The organism is Burkholderia sp. JPY481 (assembly GCF_038900515.1).
Lineage (GTDB): Bacteria > Pseudomonadota > Gammaproteobacteria > Burkholderiales > Burkholderiaceae > Paraburkholderia > Paraburkholderia youngii.
Map to the genome: position 1 here is coordinate 120845 of NZ_JAYMRT010000003.1, position 16560 is coordinate 137404.

Sequence of the window (16560 nt, forward strand, 5' to 3'; positions counted from 1 at the left end):
CGCGCCCGTTCCTTCGCCGCAGTTGCTTCGCCGTCGCACACTCCCGGCAAGCATCGGGCGCCGGGGCCATTGTGGCGGGTCATCCTCAGGGGAGCTTTTCACCATGAGTCATCCTAATGGGCCTCGTACCGGTCGCCCACCCACGCGCGCACCGCATGGCATGGTCGCCACGCCGCACTATCTGGCAAGTCAGGCCGGTGTCGAGATGCTGCAACGCGGTGGAACCGCGGTCGATGCCGCGATCGCTGCGAACGCGGTGCTGTGCGTCGCCTATCCGCACATGGCCGGACTCGGCGGCGACGGCTTCTGGCTGATCGCCGACGGCAACAGCGAACAGATTCACGCGATCAATGCGAGCGGACCGGCGGCGCAAGGCGCGACGCTCGCCCACTATCGCGGCATCGCCATCGACAACGAAATCGCGGCGCGCGGCCCGCAGGCGGTGCTGACCGTGCCGGGCGCGATCGACGGCTGGCGTCTCGCTCACGAGCGCTTCGGGCGCCTGAACTGGGCGGACCTGTTTGCGGCGGCAATCGGCTATGCGCGCGACGGCGTGCCGGTCTCCCGCTCGCTCGCGGACTGGACCGTGCAGGACGTGCCGATCCTCACGCGCTACCCGGAAACGGCTGCGATCTTCATGCCGGGCGGCCGCGTGCCCGCCGACGGCGAGAAGCTCGTGCAAACCGCGCTGTCGCAGTCGTTGCAGCAACTCGCCGATCAGGGCCCGCGCGCCGGCTTCTACGAAGGCGATCTCGCGGCGCGGATCTGTGCCGGCGTCGGTGCCGCCGGCTCGCCGCTGCAACCGGTCGACTTCGCCGCGTACCGCGCGGAATGGGTCACGCCGATCAGCACGACGTATCGCGGTCATACGGTCTACGAGCTACCGCCGAACACCCAGGGCTTTACGCCCTTGCAGATCCTGAACCTGATCGAAGGCTACGACGTGACCGCGTGGGGCGAAGGCACCGCGGACTACTACCACCACCTCGCCGAAGCGGTGAAGATCGCGTTCGCCGATCGCGAAGAGTGGTTGACGGACCCGCGCTTCGTCACGATTCCGGTCGACCAGCTGATCACGAAGGCCTACTGCGACGAACGCCGCAAGCTGCTCGACCCCGAACGCGCGCTCGACATCTCGACGGTCCCGCCCGGCATCGCCTATCAGTATCCGCACGACCGCCGCGCGCCGGACGGCGACACCTGCTACTTCTGCGCGGCCGACAAGGACGGCATGGTGGTGTCGCTGATCCAGTCCATCTATCACGACTTCGGCAGCGGCGTGCTCGGCGGGGACACCGGCATCATCATGCAGAACCGCGGCGCGTTCTTTTCGCTCGACGAGCATCACCCGAACTGCCTGCAACCTGGCAAGCGCACTTTCCACACGCTGATCCCGGCACTGATGACCCGCGACGGCAAGCCTTGCCTCGCGTTCGGCTCGATGGGCGGCGAAGGTCAGCCGCAAACCCAGGCCGCGCTGGTCACCCGCATCGTCGACTTCGGCTACGACGTGCAGCAGGCGATCGAGGCGCCGCGCTGGCTGATGGGCCGCACGTGGGGTACCAAGTCGCGCAACATGTCGCTCGAGGGACGCATCTCCGACGAGGTCGTGCGCGAATTGAAGCGCCGCGGCCAGCCGGTGCAGATGGTCACCGACTGGAACGACAACATGGGGCACGCGCACGCGATCGCTGTGGATCGGCACCAAGGCTTTTACGAAGGAGGCGCCGATCCGCGCGGCGACGGCGCCGCGCTCGGGTACTGAGGAGGACTGATATCGGCTCCCGCAAACGGCCGGCAGTTGGGGCTGCCGCGCTCGCGCACCGCGGCTCCATACGACGGGAAAAATAGATGAACCCGATGATCGTGACCTCGCTGGTCCTCGCCGTGACGATGGCGCTGTTCATCTGGAACAAGGTGCCGGCCGCCGTCGTTGCGGTGATGTCGCTGATCGCGCTATATCTGACCGGCGTTCTGACGATGCGCGAGGCGTTGAGCGGCTTCGGCGATCCGCTGATCGTGTTCATCGCGGCGCTGCTCGGCATCGGCATCGGCCTCGAAACGACCGGTGTCGGCACATGGGCGGGACAGTGGCTGATTCGCCACTCGGGCAGCAGCCGCAAGCGACTGATCGCGTCGCTGCTGATCCTGTCCGCGGTATCCACTGCGCTGATCGGCATGAACGGCGCCGTCGTCGCGATGCTGCCGATCGCGGTCATCATCTGCGTGCGGACCCAGCTCGCGCCGTCGCAACTGATGATGCCCGTGTCGATCGCGTGCCTGACCGGCGCGAAGCTCACGTTGCTCGGCAGTCCGGTCAACGTGATCGCATCGAGCGCGGCCGATGCGCTCGGTGGCGCGCCGATCCGCTTCTTCGAATGGTCGATCGTGGGTCTGCCGTTGTTCGCCGGCACCCTTGCGATCATTCTGATACTCGGCCCGCTGTTGTTGCCCAGGCGCAGCTCGAATTCGCTGCCGGCCGATTTCAGCCAGCACGCGCACACGCTGGTCGAGCAATACCGGCTCGCGGACGGCGTGTTCCGGCTGCGCGTGCGCGCGGGCTCGCCGTTGATCGGTAAGACGCTCGACAGCATCGATCTGTCGCGATACCCCGCTGTCAGCGTGCTCGGCCTGACCGACGATGAAGGCGCCGAACTCGCGCAGAAAGAAGCGAGCGAGGGCCATCACCTGCTGGTGCGCGGCGACGCGCAAGGCATCGCCCGGCTCGCGAACGACTTGCATCTCGCGATTCGCGAGCCGCTCGCCGAAGCGCAGGCGGTCACGAATGCGCTGTTCAATCGCTCGTCGGGTCTCGCCGAAGTCGTGATACCACCGCGCTCGGGGCTGATCGGACAAACCGTGTTTCCGGGCATGGCGACGCACGAAGGCGATCTGATCGTGCTCGCGATACAGCGCGGCGGCAACAACGTCCCCGAGCCGTCGACCACGCTGCTCGCGGGCGACCATCTGCTGTTCAGGGGCACATGGGAAGCGCTCGACAAACACTTCTCCGACCCGCAGATACTGATGGTCGATTCTCCGCAGATGGTACGGCGCCAGACCATCGCGCTGAGTCGCGGCGCGCGCGAGGCGCTCGCGATCCTCGCGGTGCTGGTCATCCTGCTCGCGACGAACGCGGTACCGCCCGCGGTGGCGACGCTGATGTGCGTGACCGCGATGGTATTGACGCGCGTGATCACACTGAACCAGCTGTACACGATCGACTGGAATACCTGCGTGCTGGTCGGTGCGCTGATTCCTCTCGCCACCGCGATGTCGAACACCGGGCTCGCGTATCAGATCGGTGATTACGTGATCCAGGCGGTCGGCTCGGGCGGCCCGCGCGCGGTGCTGGCGGGACTCTTCTGCGTGGCCGCGGTGCTGACCCAGGTGATCTCGAACAACTCGGCGGCGCTCGTGACGGTGCCGATCGCGGTCGCCACCGCGCAGGAACTCGGCGTGTCGGCGACGCCGTTCCTCGTCGCTGTCGCGCTCGGTGCGGGCGCGGCGCACTTGACGCCGATGAGCACGCCGGTCAACCTCGTCACGTACGGCCCGGGCGCGTATGAGTTCGGCGACTACTGGAAGATCGGCCTGCTGATCGTGTTGTGGTCGATGGCGGTGGTCGTGTTCATTGCGCCGTTGTATTGGCCGTTCTAGCCGCGATATCGGCCGCCCTGCCCCTACGCCATCAACAGCGCTTCGTATTCCGCGCGGAACTGATCGATGGAACTCTCCACCACCGTCACCGCGCCGTCGATCAAACCGCAACGCCCGCTGCCGGGAAGAACGCGGCACAGGTTCTCCAGTGCATCCAGATCGGCTCGCACGCCGCGGCCCGTGTCGAGCCGGTTCAGAAGCCGCATCATCTGAAACGTTCCGCCCTTGCAAGGCGGGCACTGCCCGCACGAACCCTGAGCGAAGAAGTTCACGTAGTCCGCGACCTTGCGCACGATGCTCGTGCCTTCCGACACCACGATCATCGCGCCCGTCCCGAGACGCGAACGGCGTTGACGCACCGAGTCGAAGTCCAGCGCCACGTCGAGATCGCGCTTGGTCAATAGCGTGTTCGATGGGCCGCCCGTGAAGACCGCCTTGAACTCCTTGCCCTGCAGCATGCCGCCGCCGTGCTGGAACACCAGCGTCTCGAGGCTCGTGCCCATCGGCAGTTCGTACAGGCCGGGACGCAGCACGTCGCCGGAAAGAGAATAGAGCTTGGTTCCGGCAGCATTGCCCACTCCGAGCTCGCGATACCACTGCGCGCCGTGGCGCAGAATCCCGGGCACGTGGGCCAGCGTCTCGACGTTGTTGACGATGGTCGGCGCGCCGTGCACGCCCTGCTCGGCGGGGAAAGGCGGTTTGCGCCGCGGAAACGGAAAGCCGCCTTCGACGCTCGCGATCACCGCCGTCTCCTCACCGCCGATATACAAGCCCGAGCTGGGCACGACGCCGAGCGACAACGGCGCACCGATCCAACGCTCGATAGCGGCGAATTGCGCGTGCCCCGACCACTGCCTGACCGCCTCGCGAGTCGCTGCGAGCGACCCCGTCTGATGCGGATTCACGTACAGGACGACATGGTTGGCCCGCGTCGCCACTGCGGCAATCAGCGCGCCCTCGATCACCTGATGCGGTGTGTGTTCGAGCAGAAAGCGATCCTTGAAGGTGCCCGGCTCGTCTTCGTTGCCATTGCAAACGACGTACTTGTCGCCGCCGGGGGCGCTCGCAACCGGCGCCCACTTTCGATGCGCGGGGAAGCCAGCGCCGCCCATGCCACGCAAATCGGCCTCGGCGAGCGCGGCGATGATCGTCTCCGGGTCGTCGAGCGCTTTGGCGAGTCCCTCGCCGCCGCCGCGCGCGAACCATGCATCGAGGTCGGCGCCGACGCGGAAATCGTCCCTCATCAAGCACTGATTCAGCGTTTGCATCGCGTGCTCCGTGGTTCGCGTCACCGGATGCCACCGATCACGCGGCTCCGCGCGCTCGTGCGCAATCCCGCATCGACTCGCAGATCGAAATGCGCATAGGCGGGAAAGAGTTGCGGCGCTTTCACGTGAAGCGGCAGTCCCGCCAGCGTCAGCTCTCTCTGCCACGCGTGCACGTGACCGATTCCGGCGCGGTTCGTCATCACCCATTCCCTCGATTGCGCGGCCTTCGCGCCAGCACGCCGGCCCATGCTCAGAATGTCGAGCAGCGCGTTGCCCATCAAGCGGTTGCGGCCGTGGATGCCGCCCGTCACCTCGCCGACGCAGAAGAGGCCGGGGACGTTGGTGGCGCCATCTTTGTCGATCGCGACGCCGCCGTTCTGGTAGTGGAGCGTGGGATAAACGAGGAAGGGCTCCTGCGCGGCATCGATGCCGCACTTGTCAGCGAGATGGCGAAGCGTGACGAGGCGTTTGGCCAGAATGCCCGGATGCTCGAGTTCGAGTGTCGGCGTATCGAGGAACACCCCGACCTGGCCGTCGCGCTCGATCCCGCGCCCTAGTGCGCACTCACGCAGGATCGCCGACGCGACCACGTCACGCGGCCTGAGTTCGTCGACGAAACGTTCGCCTTCGCCGTTCAGCAGTCTCGCGCCGGCGGAGCGCGCCGCCTCGGAAATCAGGCCGCCCGCCAGATGGTGCGGGTAGGCGATGCCGGTCGGATGGTACTGGAACGAGTCGAGTTCGCGCAGGCGCGCGCCGATCCGATAGGCGAGCACGAGGCCGTCGGCGGTGGCGCCGTAGTGGTTCGAGGTCGGAAACGAATTCAGATGCAGTCGCCCCGCGCCGCCAGTGGCGAGGATCACGGCGCGCGCACGCACCAGCACGAAGGTACGCCATTCGAGGTTGTAGATCACCGCGCCGGCGCAACCGCCGTGCTCGTCGGACAGCAGCTCGACCAGAGGGCAGCGGTTCCACAACTCGATGCCCGGATCGAGGTCCACTGCCTCGCGCAGCACGCGCATCATTTCGAGGCCGGTATAGTCCCGATACGACAGAATGCGCGCCGCCGATGCGCCTCCGGGTTTCTTGCGCATCAGATTGCCGCCAAGCGGCTGCTCCTCTTCCAGATCGAACATCATGCCGAGCTGGATCAGCCAGCGAATCACATCGGGGCCGTCCATCACCATCTGGGCCACGAGTTCGGGCTCGCCGCAGAAGTGTCCGGCGCGAAGCGTGTCCTCGAAGTGCAGTTGGGGACTGTCGTCCTCGCCGATGGCCGCCTGGATTCCACCCTCGGCCATCACCGTATTGCTGTCGCCAAGACGCAGCTTGGTGGCGAGGATCACGCGCGCGCCCTGCTTCGCCGCCGTGAGCGCCGCGGCGCAGCCGCCGCCACCGCCGCCGATTACCAGCACATCGGTCGTGATCAGCTGTGCGCCGGCGATATCGACATCATCGATCAGCGCGTTAGCCTGCAGATGGCGCGCGAGATCGGGCTGACACGGCTCGCCGCGATTGACCCCGACACTCAGCGTGACCCGCGCATGCGGCCCATGATCGGGGTGATAAGCCTTCAGCAGTTCAGCGACCGGGACGTCGTCGCCGCGGAGCGCGGCCGCCATCCCGGGGCGGTAGCGCTGGCGCGCGGTTTCGTAGGGTATGCCGGCGGACATGACGATTCGCTCCGGTCAGCGCGGCGGTCGAGCGCCAGGCGCATCGAAGTCGATCTTCAGCTCGCCGCTCTCGATCTGCTGCAGCCGCCGCATCAGATTGGCCGGACGCAGCGAAAGCGACGCGATCATCCGGCGCACGAACACACCCAGATGGTTGGGCCGGATATGCTCGGGGCATGCGAGCGTGCACAGGTTGCACATCACGCATTCGTCGAACACCTGGCTCGATGCGGGCAGATTGCCCTCGACCGCGAGGTTCACGCCGCGCTGCACCTCCAGCCCCTTCGGACAGGCGCGATCGCAGCCGCTGCAATGACGGCAATGCGCCGCTTCGGGGAAGATCTCGGCGATCTTGCCGAGCGCCTGCCAGCTGTCGCTGATCTCTTCCATTCGATACAGGTGACGCTCCGACTCGGTGAAGTAATCGAGGAAGGCGACCTGCATGCCCTCTTCGACGAGGGTCTCGCAGGCGAGCGCGGTTTTGACTTCCTGCTCGCCGCTGCGTCGCACCATCACGCGGCACGAGCCGCACACGCCCTGGGACATGCAGCCGACACCCTCGACGAGAGTCTGCCCCGCATGCCCCATGGCCTGCAGAATCGAGCAATTGCCCGGCGCCTGAATCTCGCGCCCTTCGATACTCACGCGAACCATGGCCTCGCACTCTCCTTGCATGCCGTGAACACTTCACTGGCGAACGCGCAAAAAAGGTCATATAAACCTTAGCACAAGGACGGTTATGAGAATGGAGCATGGCATGAAAACTTTCTGGAAGGCCGTCGCTCCTCTGATCGTGGCGATCGTGATCGGACTGATTCCCGCGCCGCCCGGTCTCGCGCAGCACGCGTGGTATTACTTCGGGATTTTCGCGGGCGTGATCGTCGGGCTGATGCTGGAGCCCATTCCGGGCGCCGCGATCGGTCTTATCGCGGTGACGCTCGTCGCCGTGTTCAGCGAGTGGGTGTTCTTCAGTCCCGCGCAACTCGCGAAGCCCGGTTTCAATGTTGCGAACGCGGGCCTCAGTTGGGCGCTTTCCGGTTTCTCGAACAGCACCGTCTGGTTGATCTTCGGCGCCTTCATGTTCGCCCTCGGCTACGAGAAGACGGGGCTCGGCAAACGCATTGCATTGATGCTCGTGCGGGCGCTGGGACGCCGGACCCTCACGCTCGGCTATGCGGTGATGGTGGCGGACGCCGTGATCGCGCCATTTACCCCTTCCAATACGGCGCGCAGCGGCGGGACGATCTTTCCGGTGATTCGCAGTTTGCCGCCGCTTTACGACTCGAAGCCGAACGATCCGTCGGCGCGGCGCATCGGTTCCTACATCATGTGGACCGCTATCGCCACGACCTGCGTGACGAGCTCGATGTTCCTCACCGCGCTCGCACCCAATCTGCTCGCCGCGGAACTCGTCAAGAAAACGGTCGACGTCGACCTCGAATGGACGCAGTGGTTTCTGGCCTTTGCGCCCGCGGGCATCCTGCTGCTGCTGGCCATCCCGCTGCTGACCTACGTGCTGTATCCGCCGCAAGTGAAGCACAGCGCCGAAGTGCCGAGCTGGGCTGCCCAGCAACTGAAGGAGATGGGGCCGCTCACCAGACGGGAAATCATGCTCGCCGTGCTGGTACTGATCGCCCTCGCGTTATGGGTCTTTGCGGACGACTATGTCAATCCGACGACCGCGGCGCTGATGGTGATCGCGCTGATGCTGGTCACCCAGGTAGTGAGCTGGGACGACATGCTCGGCAACAAGCAGGCGTGGAATACCCTCGTGTGGTTCGCGACGCTGGTCGCCCTCGCCGACGGGCTCAGCAGGACTGGCTTCGTCAAATGGTTCGCCGGGACGATATCGACTCATATGGCAGGCTTTCCCCCGACGGAGGCCGCGATCGTCCTCGTGCTGATCTTTTTCTTCACGCATTACATGTTCGCGAGCGTCACCGCCCATGCGACGGCGATGCTGCCGGTCATGCTGGCGGTGGGCTCGACCATTCCCGGCATGCCGATGGAGGCGTTCGCGCTGATGCTGTCGCTGACTTTGGGGATCATGGGCATCCTGACGCCGTATGGAACGGGGCCGAGCCCCGTGTACTTCGGCAGCGGGTATCTGCCTGCGGGTGATTTCTGGAGACTCGGGCTGATTTTCGGCGTCATTTATATCGCGGTATTTCTCCTGATTTGCGCGCCGATCCTGCTATGAAGTTTGAGGCCTGTTCTTCTAGATATCGAAGTACAGGTAAAACTCCCATGGATGCGGGCGCAATTTGATCGTGTCGATCTCGCGGCTGCGCTTGTAGTCGATCCATGTCTGAATCACGTCGTCGGTAAAGACTTCGCCTTTGCGCAGGAACGTGTTGTCGGTTTCGAGCGCCGCCAGCGCCGCTTCGAGCGAGCCCGGCACCTGCCGTATATTGCGCGCTTCTTCGGGCGGCAAATCATAGATGTTGCGATCGAGCGGCTCGCCGGGATCCGTCTTGTTTTCAATGCCGTCCAGACCGGCCATCAGCATCGCGGCGAAAGCCAGATACGCATTGGCCGACGGGTCCGGACAGCGAAACTCGACGCGCCGCGCGTTCGGCGAATCCGAATACATCGGAATGCGCGCCGCGGCCGAGCGGTTGCGCTGCGACATCGCCAGATTGACGGGCGCCTCGTATCCCGGCACCAGGCGCTTGTACGAATTCGTCGTCGGCGCGCAAAAGGCCATCAGCGCGGGCGCGTGCTGAAGCAATCCGCCGATGTACCAGCGGCACATGTCGGAAGTCAGCGCCCAGCCGCCCGCGTCGTAAAAGAGGTTCTGCTGGTCTTTCCACAGGCTCTGGTGACAATGCATGCCGCTCGCGTTGTCGGCGAACAGCGGCTTCGGCATGAAGGTTGCAACCTTGCCGTGCCGACGCGCGACGTTCTTGCAGATGTATTTGTAGATCATCACGTTGTCGGCCATGCGGGTGAGCGTCGCAAAACGCATGTCGATCTCGTTCTGTCCGGCGGTCGCGACTTCGTGGTGATGCACTTCGATCTGCACGCCGGCCTGCTGCAGCGTCAGCGCGATTTCCGAGCGGATCTCCTGCAGCGTGTCATGAGGAGGCACCGGGAAATAGCCCTCCTTATAGTGCTGCTTGTAGCCGAGGTTGCCGCCGCCGTATGCGCCCTCGTCGCGGCCGGTGGTCCAGTCGCCCTCGGCCGACTCGACGTAGTAGTAGCCGCAGTGCTGATCCTGGCCGAAGCGGATCGAGTCGAAGATGAAGAATTCGAGCTCCGGCCCGAAATAACACGTCGTCGCGATGCCGGTCTGGCGCAGGTAGTTCTCCGCCTTTTTCGCCACGTAGCGCGGATCGCGGGAATACGGTAGTCGCAGAACTGGATCGACTACGTCGCAAATGATCGACAGCGTCGGCGTGCCGCAAGCCGGGTCGACGAAGGCCGTTGCCGGGTCGGGCCGCAGCAGCATGTCGGACTCGTGGATCTCCTGGAAGCCGCGGATCGATGAACCGTCGAAACCGATGCCGGCGCTGAACAGGTCGTCGTGAACTTCGGGGAGCGTGATCGAGAAATGCTGCCAGAGGCCGGGCAGATCGGTGAATTTCAGATCGACGATCTGAATATCGCGCTTTTGCAGCAGGTCGATCACATCGCTTGCGTTTTGCGGTCGCGTGACGCGATAACTGCCCGCTTCGACGGACGCCGCAAACGGCGATCCGGTGCTTCCTTGCGTACTGGCCATGAGCTTTGCCCTCTTGCGCCCCCGTTACCGCCGGTTTACTTATAGTCCAACGTTAGTACTTCCGTGGGCGAAAACAAGGCGGCGGTAAGTGGGCCTAGCGGTCCTGCTCCAAGCCCTTCAAATGGGCCTGCCCCGCATCTCTGGCAGCGGCGGCGGTCGCATATGTCTCGTCCGAAACGAGCGAGCGTCTGACCTCGCGGGCCGCGAAGTCGACCAGCGTGATTACCCAGACATGCTCGCCACCCTGCTCCGCCGTTTGCACGAAAGCGCGCACGTCGCCCTTGTCGTCTGATTTCATCGTGACCTCCTTGTGGAAGAGTCGCGCAGGAAACGGCTGCGCGACGATAAAGACATTCGCGAGCCGCGGTGCATTCCTCGCGGAGCGCGTAACTTGATCTTAGGCAATCGAATCGGTCCGTTGCCGGTTTTCTCGCTTCCGATGGCCTTCCCAAATCGCGTGCCGCACGCCGGGATTCCGAATGCGGTTCGCGCCAATCGAACTTAACCCGTTTGCCGCGCGGAACGGCGTCCGCCCAGCCGTCTTGCGAACGACATGAGCGAAGCTCGCGGCAATTCTTCAACGGAAAGCGCCCACAGCGAATACGCGACGCTGCGCTGGAACAACAAGCTGACTGCAGTCCGAAGCTGACCCCGGCCCAGCGCGTACACCGAATCGGTCACGGCGATCGCACCGTGCATCAGAATGCTGGCGTGCCGATAGCATCCCATCATGCAGGCATTGCAGGGTTCGCGTTGATCGGGCAGACGGTCCAGGTCGAACACGGAGCCCATCGGCTCGGGCCATGCCTCGCAACGCCAGACGTCGAGGTTCCAGTCGATATAAAAGTACTTGCTGCCACCGATACATGGAACCAGTTGCCGTTCACCGCGCACGAAGCGCGCGACCTCGTCCAGCGCGGCGCTCGGGTCCATCACACGGAAGCGCTTCTTCAGGCGCGCGATCGCGCTCAACGCTTCGAGTAATTCGTCGGTGTTCAGGTCGACGAGTTTCGAATCTTCGTCGTACACGAGCGAAGTCGATCCAAACGCCTCGCGCCGCGGATAGGAAAAAACGACCGCATCGAAGCCGAGCCGGTTGAGCGTCTCGGGAAGCAATTCGTAACGGACCAGACGGCTCACCGTAATCGATGCGCACACCTCGATGCCGAAGCGATGAGCTTGCGTGATGCCCTCGCGGATGCGGGCCTCGAGACCGCGCAGGCCGCGGTTGTGCTCATGCTCGCGCATGTCCGCGCTATCGATGGAAATCAGCAGGCGCTTGAGGCCGGCCTCCGCCAGTTGCTTGATATGGCGCGGAAGAAACCAGCCGTTGGTGATCACACCGCACTGAATGCCGGCCCTGGTGGCCGAAGCCACCAGCGATGCGATCTGCGGATGAACCAACGGCTCGCCGCCTTGCAGCGTCATGTAACGAATCCGGCGTCTGCGCAGGATCGGCAGTGCGCGCGCGAATTCATCAGGATCGAGATAGCGACGCGGTCCGGCCAGATTCTTCTCGCGAGAGAACCCGCAGAAGTCGCATGCGGCGTTGCAAACGTTCGTCACCGATACGTCGCACACCGCGGGCAGCGGATTGCGCGGTTCGCTGACGGCGCCGTCTACATGCCGTAGATCGCGCCACTTGATGATCCGCTCTGTCGTATTCATGAGACCCTCGCTGCCTGCCGATGAATTCGTCACGAGGCTTCATAGAATACGCTCACTGCGCTGAGCGTGATCGTTGTTACGCGTGCCGTCGGCTTTCGGTGCGTGCCGTCAATGCGAGTCCGATCGCGGCAATACCAGCGAACAGCGCTGGCAGCAGGAATACATTCGGCAGGCCCAGCATTTTGACCCCGAGACCGCCGGCGACGCCGCCTAGCGCCGAAGCCAGAGCCGTCGAGCTCATGAAAATCGCCGATGCGGTCGCCAACGCGCTCGGAAGCTCGAGAGTCCGGCCAACGGCAGCGAGGCGCCAAGTTCCTTCACCAGGAAAAGAACGATCCGCGGCGCGGCCGCTGACGTGCCGAGTCCCGACAGAAACATCGCGAGCGTCGAGCCGCGGAACAGCCTCGACGTTGCAACTTGACGCAATGCGGATTCACTAGCGGTTTGATTTGAAATCGTTAGAGCTTCACTACCGGTTTGGTCAGGCATCGTGAAATACGCGAAGCCGATGCCTGAAACGGGACACGCTGAATAGCAGCGGACCACGCGAAACGCCTGATTGAATCGGTGCTAGCTAACCGCGCTATGAATCATGCCGACCATAGGCCAATATCGGGGGGGGGGGCGCAAGAACAGCGCAGTCGTCGAACTCGGAGGAATCAATCAGTTGGCAGAAACACTCGAGCATCTGCCTTGGCGATGCGCCACGGTCGATAACCGCATCGACACCCGGCCACTCTGCGAAAGGAGACAGCGTACTGGACAGAACCGCAACCCGGCATTGCGGGCAGTGCTTGTTGATCAACTCGATCGCTTTTAACTTCGATGCAAGATGGCAGTCGCCGTCAAGCACCGTCAGTTGTGCGTTGCTGACGATTTGCCCCCGTACCGCATCAGCGCACGTCTCGAGCGTGGAAACGAAGCCTCGCACCCGGGCGATAACGAAGAGGGATTCGGCAATCGGCTCATGTCCTCTGCGGAGGACGAGCAGGCGCCGTCCCTTACCAACGTTTGGCATCATGGTTCGCGCTCCATTGGCAACCAGCAACGCGTAAATTGACTTCCACCTGAGAATCGTAATGCGATACCTCTCGCACGCCTCGGTGTAAGCGAGTGAATCCTCGCCCGACGTGGAACGGGCAAGTTCTAGGGCCTCGAACGCCGAATCGACTTCGCTCAGCGATATATCGAACGCATCTCGCGTATCCATGGCGAGTATTAGAGTCGAGTCACCTGGATTTCCAGCATACGTCGGCCCAGCCCCGTGCAAAAGCTCGGCCGTGCGAAAGTGATTTCTTTTCGTCCGTTGGTCTTTCGTGCACAACTCTTTTCTGCCCTCGGCGATTCGTGGGCTATTTCAACGGTTCGTCGGATTTGAAGCACTGCTCCCGCTTTCGGGTCTCTGGGGCAGCCAGCGCGGCCGGACGGCTTGAGCGGTAAGCAGATACTGGTGGCTGCAAAGCTGGGATTCATTCTTGGCAAGTTCTGCCGGGCCGCTGCCGCGGGTTCCTATGCGATCGGCGGCACGATACTTGCGCGCTTACATCTCAACTGTTTCCAGCTTTGCACGCTCACATCCAACTTACCAATCGTCACGAGGCGATGGCGAGAATCGGCGAGCGAAGATCCGTCGGCAGGAGAGAACCGACGTTCGAATGTCCGCGAGTACCGCGAAGACAGGTTTCAGCTTTTTCGGGACGTTTTTGGCACAAATGGCGTGGGTATGTGCTGGACCTTTTCGCTTCCGCACTTCGGGCAAGCGGGATGAGCGTCTTGATGTTCAGCAAGATGCTCGGCATGTTCGAACATCTCACCGCATTTCTCGCACCTGTACCGGTAGGTCGGCATGGCATTCCTCCAACGAGAATCCTGCACGTCGCGCTGACCAGATACGTCTACGACGTCGACAATAACCCATTCTAGTGCAGGAAAGTGCGGGAAACGTCCGCGTACACGTCGCGCATTGCCGTTCAATCCGATGCCCCGCTGATTGCGGCACTGACCGCGACTATCGGTTTGCCCCGTCACCCACCAGCCGAAAAACCTGCACCGCATCTTCCAACGTGGACGCCTGTTCCTGCATGCTGGCCGCCGCGGCTGCCACCTGCTCGACCAGAGCAACGTTTTGCTGGGTCATCTCGTCCATGTGTCCGATCGCGCGATTGATTTCGCCGATGCCGGTACTTTGCTCGTTGCTCGCGTGCGTAATCTCACCCATCAAGGTGACCACACTATCGACGGCCGTGACGATTTCGGTCATGTCCCGGCCAGCCTGGTCGACCAGTTCTCCGCCTGCATTGACGTTGCCGACCGAATCCGTGATCAGCGCCTTGATTTCCTTGGCGGCCATCGCGCTGCGTTGGGCGAGGCTGCGCACCTCGGCGGCGACGACCGCAAAGCCGCGCCCCTGGTCGCCGGCGCGGGCCGCCTCGACGGCCGCGTTCAAAGCCAGGATGTTGGTCTGAAAAGCGATCGAATCGATCATGCTGATGATGTCGACGATCTTGTGTGAACTGCCGCGGATCAGCGACATGGTGGTGACCACACGGCCCACCACGGTGCCGCCTTTGACCGCTAGATCGGAGGCAGACGCGATGTGCTGGTTGGCGTGCGAAGCGCGTTCGGCATTGGCGCGGACCATCGCAGTCAATTGTTCCATCGTCGAAGCGGTTTCCTCGAGCGAGCCGGCCTGCGCCTCGGTGCGGGACGACAGCTCCGCGTTGCCGGCGGCAATCTCGCGCGCGCCCAGCGCGATCATATCGGACGCGCGTCGCACGTTGCCGACTACCGAGGCCAGGCCGACACTGATGCCGTTCATCGCCTGCATCAACTGGCCGAGTTCGTCGCGACGGCTCACATGCACCTGCGCGGTCAAGTCGCCGGCCGCCAGTTTTTCCGCGGCGGCCTTCGCTTCGAGCAGTTGCATGCCGAGACCGCGCCGGGTCGTCACGAAGACGAGCGCGCTGACCACCAGCGCGCCGAGCAGCCCGAAGCCGATCACGCCGGTTGGCAGGAAAGGCGGCGACGCCCCCGCGGGGCTCGCCGGGTCCGGGAGGACCACTACCTGCAGCAGCCGACCATAGCCCAGCAGGAGTACGGTATTCGCGGCGAGGGTCAGCAGCGCGAGCCTCGCTCCGATCGACAGGTTCCACACCTCGCTGACATCGAGGCCGACGTACAGCGCGCCGATTACGGCGCCGGAACTGTCCCGGATCGGCTCGTACCGCGTCATGTATTGCTTGCCGAATAGCGTCGCGTAACCGGTGTAGGGCTGCCCGCTGCGCAGCATCCGATAGCCGGGGTGCGAGCGGTCCAGTACCGTGCCCACGGCTCGCTCGCCGGTTTGCCTTTTGACCGAAGTCGCGACGCGCACGAAGTCTTCGCCTATTGCGACGAATAAGGTGCCCGTCGCGCGGGTCTTGTCGGTGAAGCGGTCCACTTCGCCGTAGTTGAGGTTCAGCAGCGTGCCTCCGTTCAGCAGCCTCGGCGTCATCACACCGAGGATGTCGACACAGCTTGATTCGTCGCGTGTAAATGGAGCTGGAAAATACCCGGCGAGCGTGCGCGCGTGACGACGCACCTGGGCCTTGAGCGGCAGCAGAGAGTGCATGAAGTGAACCCCCGTCGACTGTGTCAGCGATTCGAATGAATCGGACGTTTTATTCTGATTTAATTAGACAGAATATTGCATGAGATGGCAATAGAGGTTGCTCGCTAATCTCAGTTCACTGACAGTGAGGCGCCAGCCGGGTCATAGATGCTTGAACACGCCGCACGCCAGAGCACGCAGTTCTTCGAACTGCGTGACCAGTTGCAGACATAGAAGGAAGGCGAGCATGGCCGAAGGTCCCGGATAGCGTTCGATCCATCGCAGCACCGGGGTCGCGTAGCGCGTGCGAATCGCATCGCGTGTCAGGATCAACGTGATCCCGATTCCCAGCGCGGCACCCGCCAGCAAATCGGTCGGATAGTGAAAGCCGAGATAGGCGCGCGGAAGGCAAATGAACAGCGCGGTATAGAGAAGCGCCAGCACGCCGATGCCCCGCCACACGACGAAGATGCCGGTGGCGACCGCCATCCATAGCATGGCGTGATCGCTTGGAAACGAACTCCAGTCCGACAACTGCGCAGCCTTGGTCGCGCCGCTCGCGAACTGCAGCCGCAGTTCGGTGCTGTAGATGGGACGCACTCTAAATGGCAGCCAGTGCGCCAGCAGCCTTCCGACGAAGAGCGCCACGACACCGCTGAGAAGCGTCGCGAGCACTATTTCGCGCCGCCATTCGGCGCGTTCGTCTCGTTGAAACCAGATCCACCAAAGCACGGCAATCAATACCAGCCCTTTAAAGGTGTACAGGTCGGCGATGGCTTGTATCGATTGGGTCGCGAAATGACCGAAGTGTATGCTGGACAGATATGTTTCGATGGTCGAATCGAAGCTGTTCATGTTTTTGTAATTAATATCTGCTAATCGCAGCGACAGATCAGCATAATCCAGCCAGGCGACGAAAAATGAGGCGTAGACAACGTTTGCCATCAATTTTTTGCTCGCTCCGATACCGCACGCGCCCTC

Annotated in this window: 14 protein-coding genes; 3 read left to right on the forward strand and 11 right to left on the reverse strand. The window is 63.3% G+C overall.

Features of this window, described 5'->3' with window-relative positions; translation table 11 throughout:
* The first annotated feature begins 103 nt into the window (after positions 1 to 103).
* Entirely contained in the window at positions 104 to 1765 is a 1662-nt protein-coding gene (ggt, locus tag VSR82_RS09895; protein ID WP_429457349.1) for a gamma-glutamyltransferase, read from the forward strand.
* A gap of 86 nt (positions 1766 to 1851) precedes the next feature.
* On the forward strand, positions 1852 to 3660 hold the full coding sequence (locus VSR82_RS09900; RefSeq protein WP_429457347.1) for an SLC13 family permease: 1809 nt from the start codon (positions 1852 to 1854) through the stop codon (positions 3658 to 3660).
* 23 nt (positions 3661 to 3683) lie between these two features.
* On the opposite strand, the gene VSR82_RS09905 is transcribed toward VSR82_RS09900, so the two are convergent.
* Genes VSR82_RS09905 through VSR82_RS09915 form a run of 3 tightly spaced genes read right to left on the reverse strand, consistent with a single transcriptional unit; the run spans position 3684 to position 7252 of the window.
* Positions 3684 to 4928 (reverse strand): complex I 51 kDa subunit family protein, encoded by a 1245-nt coding sequence (locus VSR82_RS09905; RefSeq protein WP_429457345.1) that lies wholly within the window; start codon positions 4926 to 4928, stop codon positions 3684 to 3686.
* A 20-nt stretch (positions 4929 to 4948) separates the two neighbouring features.
* Complete coding sequence (locus VSR82_RS09910) at positions 4949 to 6598, reverse strand: FAD-binding protein (RefSeq protein ID WP_429457343.1); 1650 nt, start codon at positions 6596 to 6598, stop codon at positions 4949 to 4951.
* A gap of 15 nt (positions 6599 to 6613) precedes the next feature.
* Positions 6614 to 7252, reverse strand: a complete 639-nt coding sequence (locus VSR82_RS09915) for a 2Fe-2S iron-sulfur cluster-binding protein (protein WP_410850379.1) — start codon at positions 7250 to 7252, stop codon at positions 6614 to 6616.
* Positions 7253 to 7355: 103 nt separating this feature from the next.
* On the opposite strand from VSR82_RS09915, the gene VSR82_RS09920 reads away from it, so the two are divergent.
* Positions 7356 to 8798 (forward strand): anion permease, encoded by a 1443-nt coding sequence (locus VSR82_RS09920; RefSeq protein WP_368585812.1) that lies wholly within the window; start codon positions 7356 to 7358, stop codon positions 8796 to 8798.
* 18 nt (positions 8799 to 8816) lie between these two features.
* On the opposite strand, the gene glnA is transcribed toward VSR82_RS09920, so the two are convergent.
* From glnA to VSR82_RS09960, 8 genes are all read right to left on the reverse strand, one after another.
* Positions 8817 to 10322: a type I glutamate--ammonia ligase gene (gene glnA, locus VSR82_RS09925; RefSeq protein ID WP_368585813.1), complete on the reverse strand. Its 1506-nt coding sequence runs from the start codon at positions 10320 to 10322 to the stop codon at positions 8817 to 8819.
* Positions 10323 to 10416: 94 nt separating this feature from the next.
* A complete protein-coding gene (locus VSR82_RS09930) occupies positions 10417 to 10620 on the reverse strand; it encodes a hypothetical protein (RefSeq protein ID WP_013091358.1) in 204 nt (67 codons plus the stop codon).
* A 203-nt stretch (positions 10621 to 10823) separates the two neighbouring features.
* Positions 10824 to 11990, reverse strand: coding sequence for a radical SAM protein (locus tag VSR82_RS09935; RefSeq protein WP_429457340.1), 1167 nt, complete (start codon positions 11988 to 11990; stop codon positions 10824 to 10826).
* Between the two features lie 76 nt (positions 11991 to 12066).
* Entirely contained in the window at positions 12067 to 12231 is a 165-nt protein-coding gene (locus VSR82_RS09940) for a hypothetical protein (RefSeq protein WP_429457338.1), read from the reverse strand.
* Between the two features lie 342 nt (positions 12232 to 12573).
* Complete coding sequence (locus tag VSR82_RS09945) at positions 12574 to 13200, reverse strand: hypothetical protein (protein ID WP_498857663.1); 627 nt, start codon at positions 13198 to 13200, stop codon at positions 12574 to 12576.
* A gap of 473 nt (positions 13201 to 13673) precedes the next feature.
* Complete coding sequence (locus VSR82_RS09950) at positions 13674 to 14045, reverse strand: FmdB family zinc ribbon protein (RefSeq protein ID WP_498857664.1); 372 nt, start codon at positions 14043 to 14045, stop codon at positions 13674 to 13676.
* A complete protein-coding gene (locus VSR82_RS09955; protein ID WP_429457334.1) occupies positions 13999 to 15600 on the reverse strand; it encodes a methyl-accepting chemotaxis protein in 1602 nt (533 codons plus the stop codon). The genes VSR82_RS09950 and VSR82_RS09955 overlap by 47 nt, the downstream gene beginning before the upstream one ends.
* A 141-nt stretch (positions 15601 to 15741) precedes the next feature.
* A complete protein-coding gene (locus tag VSR82_RS09960) occupies positions 15742 to 16434 on the reverse strand; it encodes a phosphatase PAP2 family protein (RefSeq protein WP_429457775.1) in 693 nt (230 codons plus the stop codon).
* Positions 16435 to 16560: the final 126 nt, after the last annotated feature.